Genomic DNA, 21,254 nt, shown 5'->3' on the forward strand with positions numbered 1-21,254 from the left:
ATCGCACCGCTCCAGCTGCAGCCGTCTGCCGTATCATGCGCAGCCCATTTACGTTCATCGACCTCCATGACCACCCTCGAACTCATCGCCTCCGCCCTCGGCGTCCTTTCCGTCTGGCTCACGGTGCGGCAGAACCCGCTGTGCTGGCCCATCGGGTTGGTGATGGTGTCGCTTTATGGGTGGTTTTTCTTCGAGGTGCGGCTGTATTCCCAAGTGCTGCTCAACGGCGTCTTTGCCGCCATGCAGGTCTATGGGTGGTGGCAGTGGACGCGGGGCAGCGGCAGCGAAGGAGGGCGGCCAGTAGTGGGCGCGACGGCGATGGAGATAGGCGCCGGGATGTTGGCGGCGGCGGTTGGTAGCGTCGGGCTGGGCCTGATGATGGCCCATACCGAGGCGGCTTATCCCGGGCCGGATGCGGCGCTGACCGCCTTCAGCCTGCTCGCGCAACTGTGGATGGCGCTCAAGCGCTGGCAGTGCTGGGTGTTGTGGATCGTGGTGGACGCGCTCTATGTCGGCTTCTTCGTCTTTCAGAACTACTGGCTCACCGCGGGACTGTATGGGTTGTTCACCCTGCTGGCGGTGATGGGGTTGCGCGAGTGGCGACAGGCGAGGCTGGAGGTGCAACAGGCGTAGGCGACCGCCGATCATGCTTCCGCTGGTCCAGGCTGGGTTGGCTGTCGGCGAAATCGACGAGGCGGGAAACGCTGCCCGGCCGATGGCGTCCAACGATCGCCATCTGGCGGAGCCTTTGCGTAGGATGTGATCCCCGCAGGCGCTCCGTCGTATCGACAGTCGAACGCATGCAGCACCATCTTGAAACGTCCCGACCGACTCGATTGCCGGATGCGCCACTGCCTGATCCAACCGGCTGTAGCGTTGCGCAGCCGCCTCCATTCGCCAAAGCAGACCTCAGCTCATGTTGTTCCGCCGTTTCGAAAACCTTATCGACGTCTTCAAGCCCAGCCCGGACGTCGCGCCACCGGCCGGCATGCTGCGCTTCTATGCGCATTACCTGAAGCAGGTCTGGCCGCTGATGACCGCCGTGCTGGTGGTCGGCTTCTTTGCGGCGGTGATTGAGGTGGCGCTGTTCAGTTTTCTCGGCCGGTTGATCGACATGGCCCAGGCGACCCGTGATGCCGGGACGTTCTTCGCCGAGCACCGCAACGAGTTGCTGTGGATGGCGCTGGTGGCGCTGGTCATCCGGCCCCTGGTGTTCGGCCTGCACAACCTGCTGACGCATCAGGCGATCAACCCGGGGCTGACCAACCTGATCCGCTGGCAGAACCACCGCTATGTGCTCAAGCAGAGCCTCAACTTCTTCCAGAACGACTTCGCCGGGCGCATCGCCCAGCGCGTGATGCAGACCGGCCCGTCACTGCGGGATTCGGCCATGCAGGTGATCGATGCGCTCTGGCATGTGGTGGTCTATGCCGGCAGCGCGCTGTATCTGTTCGCCGCCGCCGACCTGCGGCTGATCGTGCCCTTGCTGCTGTGGATCGTCGGCTACAGCGCCGCGCTCTGGTACTTCGTGCCGCGCATTCGGGCACGCTCGGCCGCTGCCTCCGCGGCGCGCTCGAAGGTCATGGGCCGGGTGGTCGACGGCTACAGCAACGTCGCCACGCTCAAGCTGTTCGCTCATTCACGGGAGGAGGAAAGCTACGCCCGCGAAGCCATGCAGGAGCTGCTCGGCAAGTTCCGCCTGCAGTCGCGCATCATCACCAGCCTGGATTTCCTCATCACCTGCATGAACGGCCTGTTGATTGTCGGTACCGGCGCGCTGGCGCTGTGGCTGTGGAGCGAGGCGCTGATCAGCACCGGCGTCATCGCCCTGGCGCTGGGGCTGGTGATCCGCATCAACAACATGTCCGAGTGGATCATGTGGGTGGTCAACGGCATTTTCGAAAACGTCGGCACCGTGCAGGACGGCATGCAGACCATCGTCCAGCCGCGCCACGTACTCGACCGCGAAGGCGCCAGGCCGCTCGAGGTGGAGGAGGGCGGCGTGCGCTTCGAGGACGTGCATTTCCATTACGGCAAAAAGGGCGGCGTGATCAGCGGGCTCAGCATCGACATCCGCCCGGGCGAGAAAATCGGCCTGGTCGGACCGTCCGGCGCGGGCAAGTCGACGCTGGTCAACCTGCTGCTGCGGCTGTATGACCTGGAGAGCGGGCGCATCCTCATCGATGGGCAGAACATCGCCGAGGTCTGCCAGGAAAGCTTGCGCGCCAACATCGGCATGGTCACCCAGGACACCTCGTTGCTGCACCGTTCGATCCGCGACAACCTGCGCTACGGCAAGCCGGACGCCAGCGATGACGAACTCTGGGCGGCAGCGCGCAAGGCGCGGGCGGACGACTTCATCGCCACCCTCGACGACAGCCAGGGCGGGCATGGCTTCGAGGCCAAGGTCGGCGAGCGGGGCGTGAAGCTCTCCGGTGGCCAGCGCCAGCGCATCGCCATCGCCCGCGTACTGCTCAAGGACGCGCCGATTCTGGTGCTCGACGAAGCCACCTCGGCGCTGGATTCGGAAGTCGAAGCCGCGATACAGGAGAGCCTCGACACCCTGATGGAAGGCAAGACGGTGATCGCCATCGCTCACCGGCTGTCGACCATCGCGCGCATGGATCGCCTGGTGGTGATCGACCAGGGCCGGGTCATCGAGACCGGCACCCATGCCGAACTGATCGAGCGCGGCGGCCTTTATGCGCGCCTGTGGCAGCACCAGACGGGCGGATTCGTCGGTGTCGATTGAACGACCGCTAGGGCCGATAACAGAGCTTCATTCATGAACAGTGCAATTGCCCATGCGGCTCGGTTTCGTTTCGTCCTTGCGACCGCGCGTCGGCAGGCAAGCGGGGCGTCCCGTTGAAGGTGCTGGTGCTCACCGGAGCCGAATCGACCGGCAAAAGCTGGTTGGCCGCACGCGTGCAGCAACGCTTCGGCGGGGTGGTGGTGGGCGAATACGTCCGGCATTTCATCGACAGCGAACAGCGCGATACCTGCCTGGCCGACATTCCCGCCATCGCCAGTGGCCAGCTGGCCTGGGAAGACGCCGCGCGCCGCCAACGACCGGAGCTGCTGATCCTCGAGACACATCTGCTGAGCAACATGCTCTGGAGCCAGACGCTGTTCGGCAACTGCCCGGCATGGCTGGAGGACGAACTGCTCACGCGCCGTTACGACCTCCATCTGCTGCTTTCGCCGGACGGTGCCGAATGGCATGCGGACGGCCAACGCTGCCAACCGGACGCCGCCGAGCGATGGGCTTTTCACGAAGCCTGCCGAAGCTGGCTCCAGCGGAATCGGCAGCCGTTCGTAGAGATTGCTGGAGACTGGGCCCGCCGCGAGCAGCAGGCTGTTGCAGAGATTCAGGCGTTGTTGACGCCATAGATCGCTCTGCACGAACTGCGAACGGATGACAGCTGGCCGTGGTGTACAGCGGTGGATCGGTGAGGCGTGATCCGCCTGGCGGATGTCGCTGTTCACATCCACCGCTGGCACCGACGGTGAGCGGAATTTCGAGTCCGCGATATCCACCGGGACGTGCGGGGAACGCGATGGATATCGCTTCGCTCAACGCTATTCCACGGCCGGGGTCTACTGTACCAAGCGGCGGTATGGCCGCCTTTCGATAGGGGACGCGCGTGGACAGTCGAGGGTTTGTGTGGGCGCATTTCAAGCTCAATGCCGAGCAGCGCCTGCGGGGGTTCAACTTCTTCGTGGTGCTGGCGATCTTTGCCGATGGCGGTGTGCTGGCCGCTCTGGAGCGCGGCTTCTCGCCCGGGCTGCTGATGTTGCTGGGGGCCTTCACGGTCTTGCTGGCCATGGTGTTCTGGCTCGTCGATGCGCGCAGCCGCCAGCTGTTGCAGCTGACCATCACGGCGCTCAAGGAAATCGAGTCGGAATTTCCGGCCAGCTACCAGCTGTTCGCCAACGATGCGCAGGGGCAAAACCCCGTCATCAGCTATACCTTCGCCATTCGCGCGCTGTTGTTGGCGCAGATGGGCTTCGGCTTTGGCGTGATCGCCTACGGCTTCTACCACTGGTGATGGCGCACCGCGGTTTGCTGCAACGTTCTCACCCTTTTCATCCCGTTGCACGGCGCGCTGGAGCCCGGACAGGCGCGCTGCTAGAGTGCCGCCGCTTGCCCACTATCGGCTGACAGGATGTCTGCCCAGCCGCCGCACAGGATGCTCCCATGAAAAAACTCGCAGTCGCCGTTGCCGTACCCCTGGCCCTTATCGGAGCCGCCACTTTCTACACCGGCACCCAGGTCGAATCGCTCGCTCGCGATGCCGTCGACCAAGCCAACGTCAAGCTGCGCGAGATGGGCGTAGGCGCCGGTGCGGAGGTCAGCCTGAAGCTGGTTAGCTTCGACCGTGGCCTGCTGTCCAGCTCGGCGCGCTACCAGATCGACTTCGAAGTGCCTGACGACGAAGGCAGCAGCAAGCAGTATTCGATCCTGCTGCAGGATCACCTGGAGCACGGCCCGTTCCCGCTTTCGCGCTTGGCCCGCGGCCAACTGATGCCGGTCGCCGCCCAGAGCCATGCCCAGCTCGAGCGGAGCCCTCTGACCGAAAAGCTGTTCGACGCCGCCTCGGGTGAAATCCCGTTGGTGGGCGACACCACTATCGGCTATGACGGCCGCCAATACGGCGAGCTGCGTTCGGCCGCCTTCAAGCTCGAAGACGAGGAGGGCTCGGTTCGCGTCTCGTCCAGCTCAATCAATTTCGAAGCGGCGAAGGACGCCACCGCGGTGCGCCTGGACGGCGAACTGCCGGAACTCGACATGAACCTGCAAAACAACGCCACCGGCCAGCCGGTGCGCATCAGTCTGCGCGGCCTTGGCCTGAGCGTGGACAATCACGAGGATGCCAATGGCTTCGCCCAGGGACCGTCAGCCATCACCCTCAAGCGCATGGAGATCCAGACCGGGGAGGCGCCTGCCGTGATCGTCCAGAACGCATCGTTCGACGCGGCACTGACCGAGGGTGAGCGTGGCCTCGACCTGTCGGCCGGCTACCGTGTCGGTCAGGTGGACGCCCAAGGCCAGACCTTCCGCAACCTTGCGCTGGTGTTCGGCCTGCGCAATCTCGAGGCCAGCAAACTCAAGGCGCTGATCGATCGCTACAAGGAAGTGCTCGACAGTGGCCCCACGCCGCAGGAGTCGCTCGCCAGCATGACTGCTGCCCAGCAGCAGGAACTGCAGGCGCTGGGGCTGCAGCTACTCGAGCACAAGCCGACATTGGCCCTCGATGAGTTCGGTTTCGAGACCGCGCATGGTGCGGCCCGCCTGTCCGTCGTGCTCGATCTGCAGAGCCCGAGTGACGATGCCTTCACCCCCGATGCGATGATCACCAGCATGCTCGCATCGCTCAAAGCCGAAGCCGGTATCGACAAGGCGCTGGTGCGTGACGTGGTCGGCCTCGTCGCGCAGAGCCGGCAGGACGGCGCGCGGCTTGACCCTGTTGCGCTGAAGCAGGAGACCGACGCCACCACCGACCTCTTCAGCGGCATGGCGCTGGAGTCGGGCTGGTCCCGCCTGGAAGGCGAGCGCCTGGTCAGCTCCCTGCATTACGCCGACAACCGGGTGAACTTCAACGGCCGCGAAATGAGCGTGCAGGAGTTCATTGGCTTTGCCTTCGGCTCGGCGCAGGGTGCGGGTCTGCTCGGCGAGTAAGCGCGGACGGGCATGAGAAAGGCGACCTTTACAGACCGTGTGAAAACTACTGCGCTCGGTCATGCTGCGTTAAAAACAGCCTCAAAATGCTCATTTACAGCTCGTAAACTGCGCTTTTTCGCCTGTTTTTGCCTTGCCTGACCAGCGCTCGCTACGTTTTCACTCGGCCTGTTCGGGTCGCCTTTTTTCATTCAGCTTCGTCCCAGGTTCAATCGACGCGCCGGATTCGCCCTTCGATGCCGCCATTGAACGGCTGCGGCAATGCTTCGATGTAGTCGACCAGCGCATCCAGATCCACCGGGCCGACGACGCGGTTCTGGCCTTCGGTGAGGATCGTGAAATTGTCGCCGCCGCCGGCAAGGAAGAAATTCACGGTGACGCGGTAGATGGCGGCCGGGTTGATCGGCGCACCGCCCGCGTCATGGATCTCGATCACGCGGTTGCCTTCGGGGCGGCTGGCGGACCAGCTGTAGCGGATGCCGGAAGGCTTGAGCAGGCGGGTATAGCTCTGGCCGATCCATTGCTGTTCGAGCAGCGTCTTGATCTGCGCGCCGGTCAGGTCCATCGAGACGAGGTCGTTGGCGAAGGGCTGGATGGCGAACAATTCGCCCCAGGTCACCTCACCGCTCGCCAGATCGGCACGGATGCCGCCCGGGTTCATGAAGCTGATCTGCGCGTCAGTGGCGACACGCTGGGCATCGGCAATCAGGTTGCCCAGTGCCGATTCGCCGGCTGGCGTTTCGGTGCGGTTGATGTCGCCCTGGGCCACGCCCACCACGCGCGCAACCAACGGCTCGACCTGCACATCCGTCTGTGCCACCAGGGCGGCGACCTGCGGATCCGGCGAAAGCCCGGCGCCCTGGTCGGCCCAGGTGGTGAGTATGGCGGCGGACTTTTCGACGATATCGCGGCTGCGGCGGCTGACCACCAGTTCGATATCGGCATAGGCGGTGCCGGCCGAGAATGCCTGGGTCACGAGGATCGGTTTGCCGTTGGCATTGGGTACCAGGGCATTGGTGAAGCCGTGGGCGTGGCCGGAGATGACCACGTCCACCTCGTCATCCAGACGCTCGATGATATCGACCACCGGGCCGGTAACCGTGTCGGCCTCGGGGTTGGTCGGGCCGTCATAGCTGCTTTGCTGGCCGCCCTGGTGCAGGGCGACGACGATGGCATGCACGCCATGCCGGCGCAGCTCGGCCACGGACTGGTTGATGGCGTCCGCCTCGTCGATGAAGCGCAGGCCGGCCACGCCGCTCGGCGAGACGATCGACGGGGTTTCCTTCAGTACCGCACCGATCACGCCAATACGCACGCCATCGCTGAAGTAGATGGAGTAGGGTGGCAGCAGGGATTCACCGGTGCTTTGGTCGATCACGTTGCTCGACACCATGGGAAAGCGTGCGCCTTGCCACGGGTCGTCGAGGAACGGCCCGTTGCGGTGGTTGCCACCGGTGAGCAGGCGCAGTAGCTCGGTACGGCCGTCATCGAACTCGTGGTTGCCGAGGGTGCCGATCAGGTTGCAGCGCTGCTGGGCGAAGGGCTGCACGCTGCGAGGCATCTGCATTTGCCGGCTGAAATCTCGGCAATGCGGGTTGGCCAGCAGACTGAAAAAGCTGATCGAGGGCTCGTCCTGCAGCAGCGCGGAGTTGGGAGGGGAAGCGCCGACCTGGTCGCCGTCGTGCACGATCAGCGTATTGTCGTTACTGGCGGCCTTGAGGTAGGCGGCGAGCACGGCGGCGCCTCCGGCAGGACGCCCGGCGACACTGCGCGGCGACAGCTGACCGTGGAAATCATTGATGCTGAGCAGGTTGATCGACACTACCGGCTCGGGTCGCCAGTCCGGGGCACGCCAACTGCGACGCTCGGCGGCCTGCTGGCGGGCCTTGAGAGCCTCCAGGCGCTCTTCACGGTAGTCCCGCTCGATGGAGCCGTGCTCGGCCTGCCCTTGCGTTTGTGCCAGCGTCGGGGCGGCGATGCCGACCAGGCTGGCGGCGAACAGCCAATCCAAGATGCGCGTGCGCATTGTTGTTTTCCTCGGTGCGGTGGGGTCCGACCGAAACTAGAAAGCGCAGGTGGCTGTTTGATGACCGCTGGTTGGTGGTTTGGCGATAGGCGACGTGCGGCTTGCCGCTGTGAAAACGTACCGGACGACAGCCCGTCCCTCCGGCTGAACGCCTTCGTCCCGTACCCGGTCGTTATAGATAACCACCGGGAGATTGACGATGACGATATCCAGCAATCTGTTTTGGGGCGCGTTGGCGCTTGGTCTGGTAACGGGCATGCGCAGCACACTGGCGCCGGCCATGACCAGCCGTGCGCTGGCCGCATGTGACGACATCGATGAAGCCGACGAGCCCGCGCGTACGCTGGCCTCGCACCGTACGCAGCAAGTTCTGCTGCCGATGGCAGCGGCGGAACTGCTGGGGGACAAGATGCCCTTTGCGCCGGATCGCACCATTGTCCCGTCGATGGTGTTCCGTGCGCTGTCGGGTGGCGTGACCGCGGCGGCGCTGGCGAGCATGCGCCGTGAGCCCATGCTGCTGCCGGCGCTGATCGGCGCCACCGCAGCGCTGGTGTCATCAAAGATCGGACTCGGCCTGCGTAAGCCTTACCAGCCGCAGCCCTTGCTCAACGCGGCGCTGGGGCTGGCCGAGGACGGTCTGGCGTTGACCGTCGGCAATGCCGGATTGCGCCGGGCGCTGGGTTAGCCGCTCCAGTTGGTTGGGTCTGCATTCGCCGCGGGTCGCGGCTCCCACTGGTTGGGCCCTGGCGGCGGTGCGGTTCTGGCTTTGGCTTTTGCTCTGTGGGAGGCCCGACCTCGGGGCGAAGCTTTGGCGCGCGCAGGCCGGCGGCCTGCATTCGCCGCGGGTCGCGGCTCCCACTGGTTGGGCCCTGGTGGCGGTGCGGTTCTGGCTTTGGCTTTTGCTCTGTGGGAGGCCCGACCTCGGGGCGAAGCTTTGGCGCGCGCAGGCTGGCGGCCTGCATTCGCCGCGGGGGCGCGGCTCCCACTGGTTGGGCCCTGGCGGCGGTGCGGTTCTGCTTTGGCTTTGGCTCTGTGGGAGGCCCGACCTCGGGGCGAAGCTTTGGCGCGCGCAGGCCGGCGGCCTGCATTCGCCGCGGGGGGTCGCGGCTCCCACTGGTTGGGCCCTGGCGGCGGTGCGGTTCTGGCTTTGGCTTTTGCTCTGTGGGAGGCCCGACCTCGGGTGAAGCTTTGGCGCGCGCAGGCTTGCGGCCTGCATTCGCCGCGGGGTCGCGGCTCTCACTGGTTGGGACCCCACGGCGGTGTTGTGTTAGCGACCCTCAGCTGGGCCGCTGAATCACGCAGACGCGATCGGTGCACATCCCGGCCTCGCGCGTACCGACGCCTTCAGCCACTTCGCGGCCGGTAGGCCCGGCGCCGGTGGCGTTGTTGGTTGCCAGGGTGCCGGGGTAGTCGGTGCCGGCGCGCTTGGCGTCGCTGCCGACCTCGTAACGGCCGGTATCGACGGTCCCGGTCCTGTCATGCGCGGTCGGGTGCGCCTGGTCGGTCGGGCCGGCGCCGGCCGCATGGTCGAGGCGATCGGTCTGCGTCTCGCCCTGGCGCTCGTTGTGGTTGTCGGCGCTCGAGGTAGTGGAAGCGTTCCCGGCGAAATGCTTGTCCAGGTGGCTATCACCACCCGTGGCGCCGGCGTAAGGGCTGGTCGGACCGGCGTAGCCAGGCGTCGCGCTATCGCCGCCGCGCTCGTTGACGTTCAGGGCGCCGTTGTATTCCAGAGCGTCGCGAACCTTGACCAGCTCGTCGTCATCGCGCGCATCGACCGCGATCACCGTCGCGCCCCGGCGAACCGCTTCGGGATAGGCCGTGGCATGGTGACGATGCGCTTCATGCGGCTGGTGGCCGAACAGGGACTTGAAGAAGTGGGCGACTTTGGACTCGTGATGCGTGCGGTCGACCGTACCGTCGGCGGTGGAATAGGGCTCATCGTAGCCATGGATTTCCGCGCTGTCGGCGCCCACCATATGAATCTGCTCGCGGGCGATGCCCCTCGACATCAGGTCGCCGTAAGTGCGACTGGCGTCGGTTGGCGTCGCGAACGCTGCTACCAGTGTGTGTCTCATGGTTCACCTCGCGTTGTGTAGACAACTGGGTTATCCGAGCATTGCCCTGGACGCAGGACTGATGACCACGGCCGCTCTAACCATGGCAGCTCATCCGCTCCTCAGAGCAGCGCTCATGATTATTGGGTCTGGCGGGCCGGTCATAGTTCAGAAAATAAGCGGTAGCAGGGCGCAGTTGGAGCGGAGAATCGCCAACGTGCTTTTGTAAGCGGCATTGGCTGTTGGGGCTTTCGTGGGAGCGGTCTTGACCGCGAATGAAGTGATGCACGGCTACAAGCCAGTTTTTGCTCAATCGGTGTCGAGCTGCGAGGTTCCTGCCCAATCCGGCGTTGGCGCTTGCGCGGCGCGGTCACCCAATTCGCGGTCAAGACCGCTCCCACAAGTCCCCAATCCCACCGGGCCCGATCCAATAGGACCGGTGTTGTTCGGCCGCGGTACGGGAGCTGTGCTTTGTGAATGAAGCTACAAGACGACGCCATGGCAGACACAAACGGTCTTCGCTGCGGGGCTGTCGTGGGAGCGGTCTTGACCGCGAATGAAGTGGCGCACGCAGAGATCGGTACACAGGTAGCGATGGCTACAAGCCGGTTTTTTGCTCAAGCGGTGTCGAGCTGAGAGATTTCTTGCTCAGGCCGGCGTTTACGCTTGCGCGGCGCGGTCACCCAATTCGCGGTCAAGACCGCTCCCACAGAGTCCCAATCCTACCGGGCCCGCTCCCACAGGTCCGGTGTTGTTCGGCCGCGGTAAGGGAGCTGTGCTTTGTGATGGAGCTACAAGACGACGCCATGGCAGACACAAGCGGCTTCACTGCGGGGCTTTCGTGGGAGCGGTCTTGACCGCGAATGAAGTGATGCACGGGCTACAAGCCGGTTTTCGCTCAAGCGGTTTCGAGCTGCGAGAGTTTCTGCCCAATCCCCGGCGTTGACGCTTGCGCGGCGTGGCCCCCAATTCGCGGTCAAGACCGCTCCCACAGGTCACCACTCCCACAACGCTAACGCCGTAGCGGCGAGGCCGCTGGCGCGGCCTGCCTCGTTGGGTGAGCGTCTGAGGTCAATCCAGGTCAGCTGCGCTGTGGCGCTCGGCGGCCTGCTCCGATTCGTCGCCCCAGGTGCGGTTGACCTTGCGCCCGCGGATCACGGCGGGGCGTTCGGCCACTTCCGCGGCCCAGCGTTGGACGTGCTTGCAGTCCTGCACGGAAAGGAATTCACCAGCCTCGTACAGCTCGCCACGGGCCAGCACGCCGTACCAGGGCCAGATGGCCATGTCGGCGATGGTGTAGGCGTCGCCGGCTATGTAGCGGTTCTCGGCCAGTTGGCGATCCAGCACATCGAGCTGGCGCTTGACCTCCATGGCGTAGCGGTTGATCGGGTACTCGTACTTCTCCGGCGCGTAGGCATAGAAATGCCCGAAACCGCCGCCGAGGAAGGGCGCCGAGCCCATCTGCCAGAACAGCCAGTTCAGCGTTTCGGTGCGTGCGCGGGTTTCGCTCGGCAGGAAGGCGCCGAATTTTTCCGCGAGGTAGACCAGGATTGAGCCGGACTCGAACACCCGCAGTGGCTCGCCGTCGACGCTGTGATCGGCCAGGGCTGGAATCTTGGAGTTCGGGTTGATCTCGACGAAGCCGCTGCCGAACTGATCGCCATCGCCGATCTTGATCAGCCAGGCGTCATATTCCGCGCCACTGTGGCCGAGCGCGAGCAGCTCTTCGAGCATGATCGAGACCTTCACGCCGTTGGGCGTGGCCAGCGAGTAGAGCTGCAGCGGATGCTTGCCGACCGGCAGCGCCTTCTCCTCGCGCGCGCCGGCGGTGGGCGCGTTGATGCTGGCGAACTTGCCACCTGAGGGTGCGTCGTGGGTCCAGACTTTCGGCGGTACGTAAGGGGTATCAGGCATGGGCAATCTCCTCGAGTGGGTACTGGGATGTGCAGCGCATGCTACGCGCCCTCACGGCGCTGTCGAAATCGAGCCGGTTGATATTGGTCATCGATGGGCGATGGTTTGTTCTATGTGGGTACCCCGTGCGGGTCAGCAGTCGAGGTGAGGCGGGTAGGGCTGTGGTGGTTCGCTGCATCCATCGGATGGGTCGGGCCGCGCAGGTGAAACCCGCCGAGCGCCGGTGATGGGTTGCACCCATCCTACGGGGGCTGGGCCAGCACACTGGTAACGCGGCTAGCTGAAACCCACCACCGAATGCGGCACATAGGGCGCTTCGAGCTCGGCAATTTCCTCGTCTGTCAGCCGCAGCTCGAGCGCCGCGACCGCGTCGTCCAGGTGATGCGGTTTCGAGGCGCCAATGATCGGGGCCGTGACCTCGGCTTTCTGCGCCACCCAGGCGAGCGCCACCTGCGCCCGCGGTACGCCGCGCGCTTCAGCGACCCGCGCCACCGCCTCGACCACGCGCCGGTCCGCGTCCTCGCTGGCCTGATACAACGTGCGGCCAAAGTCATCGGTCTCGCTGCGGGCGCTGCCGGTGTCCCAGTCGCGGGTCAGCCGACCGCGCGCCAGCGGGCTCCACGGAATCACACCGATGCCCTCGGCCGCGCACAGCGGCAGCATCTCGCGCTCTTCCTCGCGGTTGAGCAGGTTGACGTGGTTCTGCATGCTGACGAAGCGCGTCCAGCCGTGGCGCTCGGCGGTGTACAGCGCCTTGGCGAACTGCCAGGCGTACATCGACGAGCCGCCGATGTAGCGCGCCTTGCCGGCCTTGACCACGTCGTGCAGCGCTTCGAGCGTTTCCTCGATGGGCGTGGCGTAGTCCCAGCGATGGATCTGGTACAAGTCGACGTAATCAGTGCCCAGGCGCTGCAGGCTTTCATCGATGGCGTTGAAAATGGCCTTGCGCGACAAGCCGCCATTGTTCGGTTTGTCGCGTAGCGGCATGTAGACCTTGGTCGCCAGCACCACCTCGTCGCGACGGGCGAAGTCCTTCAGGGCGCGACCGACGATCTCCTCGCTGGTGCCGTCCGAATAGGCGTTGGCCGTGTCGAAGAAATTAATGCCCAGCTCCAGCGCCTTCTGGATGAACGGGCGGCTCTGCGCCTCGTCCAGCGTCCAGGGGTGTTTGCCGCGGTCGGGGATGCCGTAGGTCATGCAGCCCAGGCACAGGCGGGACACCTTGAGCCCGGTCCGGCCGAGATTGATGTAGTCCATTGAGCCTCCTCAGTTGAGTTGCGCCTAGTTGAGCGCTGACGGATCCGGGCCGATGCGCTGGCCGCGGTCCAGGGTGGCGATTTCCGAAATATCGTCCGCGCTGAGCGAGAAATCGAACAGGTCGAAGTTCTCGCGCAGCCGTTCGGCGTGGACCGACTTCGGAAAAATCACGAAGCCGTTATCCAGGTGCCAGCGCAGCACCACCTGCGCCGCGCTCTTGCCGTATTTCTCTGCCAAGGCCTTGATCATCGGGTCGCCCAGCATCTCGCCGCCGCGTGCCAATGGGCTCCAGGCCTCGGTGGCGATGCCTTTGGCGGCGTGATACTCGACCAATTCCTGTTGTTGCAGATAGGGATGCAGCTCGATCTGGTTAACCACGGGCGTCTCGCCGGTCTCGGCGATCAGCAGTTCGATGTCCTGCACGCGAAAGTTCGACACGCCGATGGACGTGACGCGACCCTCTTCACGCAAGCGCAGGAAGGCCTTCCAGGTATCGAGAAATTCGCCGCGCTGCGGGCAGGGCCAGTGGATGAGGTAGAGGTCGAGCCGGTCGAGCTTGAGCTTCTTCATGCTCTTGTCGAAGGCCCGTAGCGTGCTGTCGTAACCCTGCTGGTCGTTCCACAGCTTGGTGGTGATGAACAGCTGCTCGCGCGGCAGCCCGGCGTCGGCGATGGCCTCGCCGACGCCTCCTTCATTCTTGTAAATCGCCGCGGTATCGATGTGCCGATAGCCGATCTCGAAGGCGTCCAGCACCGCCTGGCGGGTCTGCTCCGGTGGAATCTGGAACACGCCGAGGCCGAGCTGCGGGATCTGGTGAGCGTCTTTCAGAGCAATATTGGGAACCGTCACGAAGTCTCCTCACGGATTGAAATGTGGCGGATGTGTCCGCCTGCGGTTCTTATCCGACTGTGGAGGTGCGACTTTGATCGGTAGCAAAGGACGAAAGGAAGGGGCGACCGGGGGCCGCATGGCTGTGGTTTCGGTGCCATCTGATGCGGCGGCATCGCGTTCAGTCCACCACGAATAGCCGGGCGCCAACCAGGGTGGATGAGCGATGCGGCTCCGCGCCGTCTGCCACCTGATAGCTCATGCCCGGCGTCAGGATAAAGCGGCGGCCGTCAGGCAGTTCGGTGTGCAGCTCGCCCTCCAGGCACAGCAGGATATGACCTTTGCTGCACCAGTGATCGGCGAGATAGCCGGGTGTGTATTCGACCATACGCACCCGAATGGGTCCGAATTGCCGCGTGCGCCAATAGGCGGTGCCGGTCTCGCCTGTGTGTTCGGTGGGTTCGATGGTCGACCAGTCGGTAGTGGCGAAAGGGATGTTCTGGATGTCCATGAATGTCCTTTGATGGTCGATGGAGGGCAAGGGAATGGCGTGACGTGGTGATGGTGGTGGGCTGAAGCGGAACGCCGCCCGGCCCACCCTACGTCGGTCTGCAGTTTGTAGTCTTGTAGGGTGGGCTTCAGCCCACCAGGGCGGGGTTCTCGCTGTACACCGATTGAATTATTCACCGAACGAGCCGCCCGCCCCGGCGCTACCCGCCCAATCGCTTGGCAATAGCCCTTTCTCCACATACCGATGGAAACTCGAATACGGCCAATCGGCGACTCGATCAACCAGCCCATGCTTGACCGGGTTGTAGTGAATGTAATCAACGTGGCGCTGCAGATCCGATTCGTCTCGAATCTGGTGTTCCCAGTAGCGGCGTTGCCAGTTGCCTTTCTCTCGTTTACACAACTGACTCGGGTTTCGGGGCGTGGCGGGGAGCTGTCGAGAAACGGAGCTCTTGCAGGCTCCAGCGGCCCGCGTAGTCAGCGTCGCCTTCAGGGAGCGTCCAGATGGCGTGCAAATGATCAGGCAGGATGCAAATGGCGAGCGTTTGAAAGGGGCGGGTGCGCTGAGTCAGGCCATAGGCGTGGCGAAGCCATTCGATCTCATCGATCAACAATTGGGAGCGGCGGTCGGCCAGCGTCACGGTGAAGAACCAGGTGCCACCGCGCACCTGGCTGCGGCGGTAGTTGGACATGGAGGCCTCCTTGCCTTCATGAGTGTGGATGAGCGTCTGGTGGGCTGAAGCCCACCCTACGGCACTCACATCAGAGTCTTGTAGGGTGGGCTTTAGCCCACCAATTGGTAGCTGAGCCGCACTCCGCGGTGCACCCTACAACGCAGCTCAGCCGCGCGCCTTCCGAACGCCTTCGCTCAGTTCCCGACACAACCCCAATACGCCTTCGACGGCTTGTTCGCTGCTCTTGGCATTGGCGATCTGATCGATCAACGCCGAGCCCACCACCACGCCCTCGCTCAGGCGCGCAATGGCGGCAGCCTGCTCCGGCGTGCGGATACCGAAGCCGATGGCGACGGGCAGATCGGTATGGCGCTTCAACCGCGCGACGGCCTCTTCGACGTGTTCCAGAGTGGCGGAACCGGCGCCGGTCACACCCGCCACCGAGACGTAGTAGACGAAGCCCGAGCTGCCGTTGAGCACGACCGGCAGGCGCTTGTCGTCGGTGGTCGGGGTGGTCAGGCGGATGAAGTCGATGCCCGCGGCCTGGGCCGGGTCGCAAAGGTCTTCGTTATGTTCCGGCGGCAGGTCGACCACGATCAGCCCGTCAACGCCGGCCTCCACCGCCTCGGCGAGGAAGCGCTCGACGCCCATCTTGTGGATGGGGTTGAAGTAGCCCATCAGCACCAGCGGGGTGGTCTGGTTGTCCTGGCGGAATTCGCGAACCATCTGCAGCGTCTTGGCCAGGTCCTGCTTGGCCGCCAGAGCGCGGATGTTGGCCAGCTGGATCGCCGGGCCGTCGGCCATCGGGTCGGTGAAGGGCATGCCCAGTTCGATCACGTCGGCACCGGCGGCCGGCAGGCCCTTGAGGATCTGTAGCGAGGTGGCGTAGTCCGGGTCGCCGGCGGTGATGAAGGTCACCAGCGCGGCGCGGTTCTGTTGTTTCAGCTCGTCGAAGCGCGTCTGCAGGCGGCTCATATGTGTTCTTCCTGTTCGTCGTAGTGGTGCATGACGGTCTGCATGTCCTTGTCGCCGCGGCCGGAGAGGTTGACCACCATCAGGTGATCCTTCGGCAGGGTCGGCGCGCGTTTGAAAACTTCGGCTAGCGCGTGGGCGCTTTCCAGGGCCGGGATGATGCCTTCCAGGCGGCAGCACTTGTGGAAGGCGGCGAGCGCTTCCTTGTCGGTGATCGAGGTGTACTCGACGCGGCCGATGTCGTGCAGCCAGGCGTGCTCGGGGCCGATGCCGGGGTAGTCGAGGCCGGCGGAGATCGAGTGGGCGTCGATGATCTGACCGTCTTCGTTCTGCAGCAGGAAGGTGCGGTTGCCATGCAGCACGCCGGGTACGCCGCCGTTGAGGCTGGCCGCGTGCTGGCCGGTTTCGATGCCGTGGCCGGCGGCCTCGACGCCAATGATCGCGACGCTCTGGTCATCGAGGAACGGATGGAACAGACCCATGGCGTTGGAACCGCCGCCGATGCAGGCGACCAGCGAGTCGGGCAGGCGACCTTCCTGGGCCTGTAGCTGGTCGCGGGTTTCCTTGCCGATGACGGCCTGGAAGTCGCGGACCATGGCCGGGTAGGGGTGCGGGCCGGCGACGGTGCCGATCAGGTAGAAGGTGTTGTGGACGTTGGTCACCCAGTCGCGCAGGGCTTCGTTCATCGCGTCCTTCAGGGTGCCGGTGCCGGCGGTGACCGGAATCACCTCGGCGCCCAGCAGCTTCATGCGGAAGACGTTGGCCTGCTGGCGGTCGATGTCGGTGGTGCCCATGTAGATCACGCACTGCATGCCGAAGCGCGCGGCCACGGTGGCGGTGGCCACGCCATGCATGCCGGCGCCGGTCTCGGCGATGATGCGCTGCTTGCCCATGCGCTTGGCCAAGAGGATCTGGCCGATGCAGTTGTTGATCTTGTGCGCGCCGGTGTGATTGAGCTCCTCGCGCTTGAGGTAGATCTTCGCGCCGCCACAGAACTCCGTCAGGCGTTCGGCGAAATACAGCGGGGAGGGGCGGCCGACATAGTCGCGCTGGAAGTAGGCGAGCTCCTTGGCGAACTCAGGGTCCTGCTTGGCTTTTTCGTATTCGGCGGCCAGCTCGTGGATGAGCGGCATCAGGGTTTCGGCGACGTACTGGCCGCCAAAGTGGCCGAACAGGCCCTTGGCGTCAGGGCCGTTGCGCAATGAGGTCATGTCGGGCTCCAGTTGAGGTTCAAAGCGGCAGCATGTTTGGTGGGAGTGGCCTTGGCCACGAATGTTTCCAACGATCTTCGCGGTCAAGACCGCTCCCACAGTGGCCAGTGGCACGTCTGCAATGGGCACAGGTTACGGCTGCCAACGCTTCTGGAAAAGCGATAAGATCGCCACAACCTGTCAGGAATTATCACAGATGAGCCAGGACCTTCCTCCGCTGAACGCCTTGCGCGCCTTCGAAGCGGCGGCCCGCCTGCAGAGCGTGAGCCAAGCGGCGATCGAACTCAGCGTCACCCACGGTGCTGTCAGCCGGCAGATTCGCCTACTGGAAGAACACCTCGGTGTGGCGCTGTTCAGCAAGGAAGGCCGTGGCGTAAAACTCACTGATGCCGGCGTGCGACTGCGCGATGCGGCGGGCGATGCCTTCGAGCGGCTGCGGGGAACCTGTGCCGAGCTGCGCCAGCAGACCGCCGATGCGCCGTTCGTGCTCGGCTGCCCAGGCAGCCTGCTGGCGCGCTGGTTCATTCCGCGGCTCGACCGGCTTAACCGCGAATTGCCGGACCTGCATCTGCAGCTATCGGCCAGCGAAGGTGAGCTGGACCCGCGCCGCGCCGGGCTGGATGCCACGCTCTGGTTTGCCGAGCCGCCTTGGCCGGCGGACATGCAAGTCCACGAACTGGCCGTCGAGCGCATCGGACCGGTGCTGAGCCCACACCATCCGCGCTTCGCCACGCTGAGTCAGGCGCGGCCGGAAGAGTTGCTTGGTGAACCACTGCTGTATACCGCTTCACGTCCGCAAGCCTGGCCGGCCTGGGCGTTGGGCAACGGCCTCGACCCGGCCCGCCTGGAGATGGGGCAGGGCTTCGAGCACCTGTATTTTTTGTTGGAGGCAGCCCTGGCGGGGCTCGGGGTCGCCATCGCGCCCCAGCAGCTGGTCGCCGACGACCTGGGTCAGGGACGCCTTCTGGCGCCCTGGGGATTCGTCGAGACGCGGGCGCGACTGGCGCTGTGGGTTCCGGCGCGGCGCGCTGATCGACGTGCCGCGATGCTGGCGGACTGGTTGCGTCGACAGCTGGTTTGACGAGTGCCGGGCATCGGCAATCTGAGCTGTCGCCAGCCGTTCAAATGGCGCTGCCGAGCGATAGGCTGAAGCGAGGGCCGCCCAGCCTGCCAGGGATGCAGGGTGGGTCAGCGACCGGGTTGATGGAGCTACAGGCTGCATCGGTAAACGCAGGATGCCTTCAGCCATCAGTTGAGTCTGGCGGCCTGATGCGCGGCGTCGCCCGCGCCATTACTTTTGCCGACCAATGGCGCGTCGTTTCGTCCGGCGCCGCTAAAACGCTACCGACCTTGCCGATACATTCGCCGATACCCCGTTCGGGGAATGCCTGGCGATGGCGCCGGCTATCTGCAGTCGTTCAAGGAGAACAGTGATGGTCATGAGTCGGCGTGCCGGTCTTTTTCTGTTTGCGTTGCTGGCTACCGGCGCGGAGCAGGTCGCGGCAAAACCCAACCCCACGGTGGAGGCTTCGCTCAAGGCGGGCAGGCCTTTCGTCCAGGGCGAGGTGCTGGTGCAGTTCAAGTCCGGCGTATCGGACCTGGCGACGGGGGCCGCGCTGACCAAACAGGGCGCCAAGGCCGCACAAAAACTGCTCGACAAGGCGGCCCGCAAAGACGCCAAGGGTGACCTGGTCCGCGCCAAGCTGGGCAAGGGGCAGAAGGTCAACGCTGCACTGATTGCCCGGCTCGCTGAGGATCCATCGGTGGAGTTCGTCGAACCCAACTGGATCTACCGCACCCAGGTCACCAACCCCAACGATCCAGGCCTCGGCATGCTCTGGGGCTTGCAGGGCGCGACCACCTCGCCGGCCCAGCCCTACGGCAGCGGCGCGCTGGCGGCCTGGAACGCCGGCGCCTTGTGTTCCAAAAAGGTGTATGTGGGGATCGTCGACGAGGGCGTGATGGCGACCCATGGCGACCTGCGCGCCAACGTGTGGATCAACCCGGGCGAGGGCAGCCGGGCCGATCGCCTGGACAACGACGGCAACGGCCTGGTCGACGACATTCTCGGCTGGGATTTCGCCGCCAACGACGCCAGCATCTTCGATGGGTCGGCCGACGATCACGGCACCCACGTGGCCGGAACCATCGCCGCGGTGGCGAACAACGCTGCCGGCGTGTTCGGCGTCTGCCCAACGGCCAAGTACATCACCGCCAAGTTTCTCGGCGTCAATGGCGGCACCACGGTGGATGCGGTGAAGGCCATCAACTACCTGACACAGCTGAAGCTCGCGAAGAAGATCAACCTGGTCGCCACCAATAACTCCTGGGGTGGCGGTGGGTATTCGCAGGCGCTGTATGACGCCATCCGCGCAGCCGGCAACGCCAACATCCTGTTCATTGCCGCGGCCGGCAACGACGGGCTCAACCTCGATACCACGCCCAGCTATCCGGCCAGCTACAACCTGCCCAACGTGATCGCGGTGGCGGCCATCAATCAAAACGGCCAACGTGCGGATTTCTCCAACTACGGCGTCAACAGCGTGCATATCGCCGCGCCCGGTGTCGATATCCTCTCGACGGTGCCGACCGCGACTCGCACTGCGGGTTACGCCTACATGAGCGGGACCTCCATGGCGACGCCTCATGTGACCGGTGCGGCGGCGCTCTACGCCTCGTTGAATCCCTGCGCCACCAGCGCGCAGATCCGCGAGGCGCTGCTGCGACTGGCGGTGCGTGATCCGCAGCTCACCGGTGTGGTGCAGCAGAATCGTCGGCTGGACCTGTCGAAGATCCGAGCAGAGCTGACCTGCACCGCGCCCTAGCACGGCGCAGCGCTGGCCTGCTTAGCTGGCCAGCGCGGTCTCGGCCGTTTTGCCGGCTTTGGCCGGAGTCGTTTCTGCCGCGTACCCCTGCGGGTTGCGGCTCTGCCAGCGCCAGGCGTCAGTGAGCATCGTAAGCAGGTCCTTTTCCGCCTGCCAGCCCAGCTCTTCGCGGGCCTTGGTCGGGTCCGACCAGCACTGGGCGATGTCGCCCGGGCGGCGCGCTCGGAACATATGTGGCAGCGGCCGGCCGATGACTTCCTCGAATGCGGTGATCATCTGGCGTACCGAGTAGCCACGGCCGGTACCGAGGTTCCACGTGGAAACACCGTGCACCCGCTCTAGCCGCTCCAGCGCTTTGAGGTGCCCCTTGGCCAGGTCGACCACATGGATGTAATCGCGCACCCCCGTGCCATCCGGCGTCGGGTAGTCCGCTCCGTATACGTTCAACTGGGGCCGACGCCCCACGGCGACTTGCAGCATGTAGGGCAGCAGGTTGTTGGGGATGCCGTTGGGGTCTTCACCGATCAGGCCGGACTCATGAGCGCCGATCGGGTTGAAGTAGCGCAGCAGGGCGATCGACCAGCGCGGGTCGGACTCGGCCAGCCCCTTGAGCACGTTCTCGGCCATCAGCTTGGACTGGCCATAGGGATTGGTCGGCAAACCGGTCGGGCAGTTCTCGGTGATCGGCATCTGCGGGGAATCGCCATAGACGGTCGCCGACGAGCTGAACACCAGCTTGAAGATGCCGGCCTCGGCCATCGCCTGGCACAGCGCGATGCTGCCGCTGACATTGGTCTCGTAATAGCGCAGTGGCTCGCGCACGCTTTCGCCGACGGCCTTGAGCCCGGCGAAGTGCAGCACCGCAGTTACCGGATAGGAGGCGAAGAGCGCATTGAGCAGCGAGCGATTGCGCACGTCGCCCTTGATGAACTGGGCCTGGCGACCAGCGAGGGCTTCGACCCGATCCAACGCGATCTTGGAACTGTTACAAAGATTGTCCAGCACCAGTACTTCGTGGCCCGCCAGGAGCAGCTCCAGCACGGCGTGCGACCCGATGTAACCCGCTCCACCAGTTACCAGAATCATGTGTATACCTCGCATACCGAATTTATTCGACGCGCACGGGGGATACGCGGCTGGCCGTATGAGCGCGGCCGCTGCATGCATCTCCAGGGTTGGGTTCGGCAAAAAACGGGCGGTGCTGCTGCGCAGTCACGCGGGCCGATGCCGGGGTAAATCAGGCGTCCTGAAATAGGGACGGGGGAAGCTGCGAGCAAGTTCCAACGAAGCGACGGGCAACCGA

At 64.7% G+C, this 21,254-nt stretch carries 18 protein-coding genes and 1 pseudogene; 8 read left to right on the plus strand and 11 right to left on the minus strand.

From position 1 onward, the window contains the following. The first annotated feature begins 66 nt into the window (after positions 1 to 66). The 5 genes from pnuC (at position 67) to KCX70_RS00335 (ending at position 5,680) form a co-directional block, all read left to right on the plus strand. Positions 67 to 633, plus strand: coding sequence for a nicotinamide riboside transporter PnuC (pnuC, locus tag KCX70_RS00315; RefSeq protein ID WP_212618930.1), 567 nt, complete (start codon positions 67 to 69; stop codon positions 631 to 633). A gap of 283 nt (positions 634 to 916) precedes the next feature. Then, a complete protein-coding gene (locus KCX70_RS00320) occupies positions 917 to 2,752 on the plus strand; it encodes an ABC transporter ATP-binding protein (RefSeq protein ID WP_212618931.1) in 1,836 nt (611 codons plus the stop codon). A gap of 113 nt (positions 2,753 to 2,865) precedes the next feature. Further along, positions 2,866 to 3,390, plus strand: coding sequence for an AAA family ATPase (locus KCX70_RS00325; protein WP_212618932.1), 525 nt, complete (start codon positions 2,866 to 2,868; stop codon positions 3,388 to 3,390). A 254-nt stretch (positions 3,391 to 3,644) separates the two neighbouring features. Next, the gene (locus tag KCX70_RS00330; protein WP_031310664.1) at positions 3,645 to 4,049 is read left to right on the plus strand and encodes a hypothetical protein; all 405 of its coding nucleotides are present in this window, start codon (positions 3,645 to 3,647) and stop codon (positions 4,047 to 4,049) included. Positions 4,050 to 4,198: 149 nt separating this feature from the next. Then, on the plus strand, positions 4,199 to 5,680 hold the full coding sequence (locus KCX70_RS00335) for a YdgA family protein (protein ID WP_212618933.1): 1,482 nt from the start codon (positions 4,199 to 4,201) through the stop codon (positions 5,678 to 5,680). A gap of 59 nt (positions 5,681 to 5,739) precedes the next feature. Here KCX70_RS00335 and KCX70_RS23395 read toward each other — a convergent pair whose 3' ends face one another. Both KCX70_RS23395 and KCX70_RS00340 read right to left on the minus strand, forming a co-directional pair. After that, positions 5,740 to 5,871 carry a hypothetical protein gene (locus KCX70_RS23395; protein ID WP_256437919.1) on the minus strand — a complete coding sequence of 44 codons (132 nt, stop codon included), beginning with the start codon at positions 5,869 to 5,871 and terminating at the stop codon, positions 5,740 to 5,742. Between the two features lie 17 nt (positions 5,872 to 5,888). Further along, positions 5,889 to 7,706 (minus strand): bifunctional metallophosphatase/5'-nucleotidase, encoded by a 1,818-nt coding sequence (locus KCX70_RS00340; protein ID WP_212618934.1) that lies wholly within the window; start codon positions 7,704 to 7,706, stop codon positions 5,889 to 5,891. Between the two features lie 199 nt (positions 7,707 to 7,905). On the opposite strand from KCX70_RS00340, the gene KCX70_RS00345 reads away from it, so the two are divergent. Beyond that, complete coding sequence (locus KCX70_RS00345; protein WP_212618935.1) at positions 7,906 to 8,391, plus strand: DUF4126 family protein; 486 nt, start codon at positions 7,906 to 7,908, stop codon at positions 8,389 to 8,391. 592 nt (positions 8,392 to 8,983) lie between these two features. Here KCX70_RS00345 and KCX70_RS00350 read toward each other — a convergent pair. The 8 genes and pseudogenes from KCX70_RS00350 to trpB all read right to left on the minus strand — a co-directional run bounded on the left by KCX70_RS00350 (position 8,984) and on the right by trpB (position 17,126). Then, positions 8,984 to 9,781, minus strand: a complete 798-nt coding sequence (locus KCX70_RS00350) for a hypothetical protein (RefSeq protein ID WP_212618936.1) — start codon at positions 9,779 to 9,781, stop codon at positions 8,984 to 8,986. Between the two features lie 1,050 nt (positions 9,782 to 10,831). Next, on the minus strand, positions 10,832 to 11,674 hold the full coding sequence (gene yghU, locus KCX70_RS00355; RefSeq protein ID WP_212618937.1) for a glutathione-dependent disulfide-bond oxidoreductase: 843 nt from the start codon (positions 11,672 to 11,674) through the stop codon (positions 10,832 to 10,834). 276 nt (positions 11,675 to 11,950) lie between these two features. Continuing rightward, positions 11,951 to 12,931, minus strand: coding sequence for an aldo/keto reductase (locus KCX70_RS00360; protein ID WP_212618938.1), 981 nt, complete (start codon positions 12,929 to 12,931; stop codon positions 11,951 to 11,953). Positions 12,932 to 12,955: 24 nt separating this feature from the next. Further along, entirely contained in the window at positions 12,956 to 13,780 is an 825-nt protein-coding gene (locus tag KCX70_RS00365) for an aldo/keto reductase (protein ID WP_212618939.1), read from the minus strand. Positions 13,781 to 13,940: 160 nt separating this feature from the next. Next, entirely contained in the window at positions 13,941 to 14,270 is a 330-nt protein-coding gene (locus KCX70_RS00370) for a DHCW motif cupin fold protein (RefSeq protein WP_212618940.1), read from the minus strand. Between the two features lie 312 nt (positions 14,271 to 14,582). Beyond that, a pseudogene (locus KCX70_RS00375) lies at positions 14,583 to 14,961 on the minus strand (REP-associated tyrosine transposase); the annotation flags it as partial. A 147-nt stretch (positions 14,962 to 15,108) separates the two neighbouring features. After that, positions 15,109 to 15,918, minus strand: a complete 810-nt coding sequence (trpA, locus tag KCX70_RS00380) for a tryptophan synthase subunit alpha (RefSeq protein WP_212618941.1) — start codon at positions 15,916 to 15,918, stop codon at positions 15,109 to 15,111. Further along, positions 15,915 to 17,126 carry a tryptophan synthase subunit beta gene (trpB, locus tag KCX70_RS00385; RefSeq protein ID WP_102851891.1) on the minus strand — a complete coding sequence of 404 codons (1,212 nt, stop codon included), beginning with the start codon at positions 17,124 to 17,126 and terminating at the stop codon, positions 15,915 to 15,917. The genes trpA and trpB overlap by 4 nt, the downstream gene beginning before the upstream one ends. 196 nt (positions 17,127 to 17,322) lie before the next feature. On the opposite strand from trpB, the gene KCX70_RS00390 reads away from it, so the two are divergent. Beyond that, positions 17,323 to 18,207, plus strand: a complete 885-nt coding sequence (locus KCX70_RS00390; RefSeq protein WP_212618942.1) for a LysR family transcriptional regulator — start codon at positions 17,323 to 17,325, stop codon at positions 18,205 to 18,207. A 352-nt stretch (positions 18,208 to 18,559) separates the two neighbouring features. Continuing rightward, entirely contained in the window at positions 18,560 to 19,951 is a 1,392-nt protein-coding gene (locus KCX70_RS00395) for a S8 family peptidase (RefSeq protein ID WP_212618943.1), read from the plus strand. A gap of 21 nt (positions 19,952 to 19,972) precedes the next feature. On the opposite strand, the gene galE is transcribed toward KCX70_RS00395, so the two are convergent. Continuing rightward, positions 19,973 to 21,037, minus strand: coding sequence for a UDP-glucose 4-epimerase GalE (gene galE, locus KCX70_RS00400; RefSeq protein WP_212618944.1), 1,065 nt, complete (start codon positions 21,035 to 21,037; stop codon positions 19,973 to 19,975). Positions 21,038 to 21,254: the final 217 nt, after the last annotated feature.

Origin of the sequence: Stutzerimonas stutzeri (assembly GCF_018138085.1) — a bacterium.
In the GTDB taxonomy this organism is placed as follows: Bacteria; Pseudomonadota; Gammaproteobacteria; order Pseudomonadales; family Pseudomonadaceae; genus Stutzerimonas; species Stutzerimonas stutzeri_AI.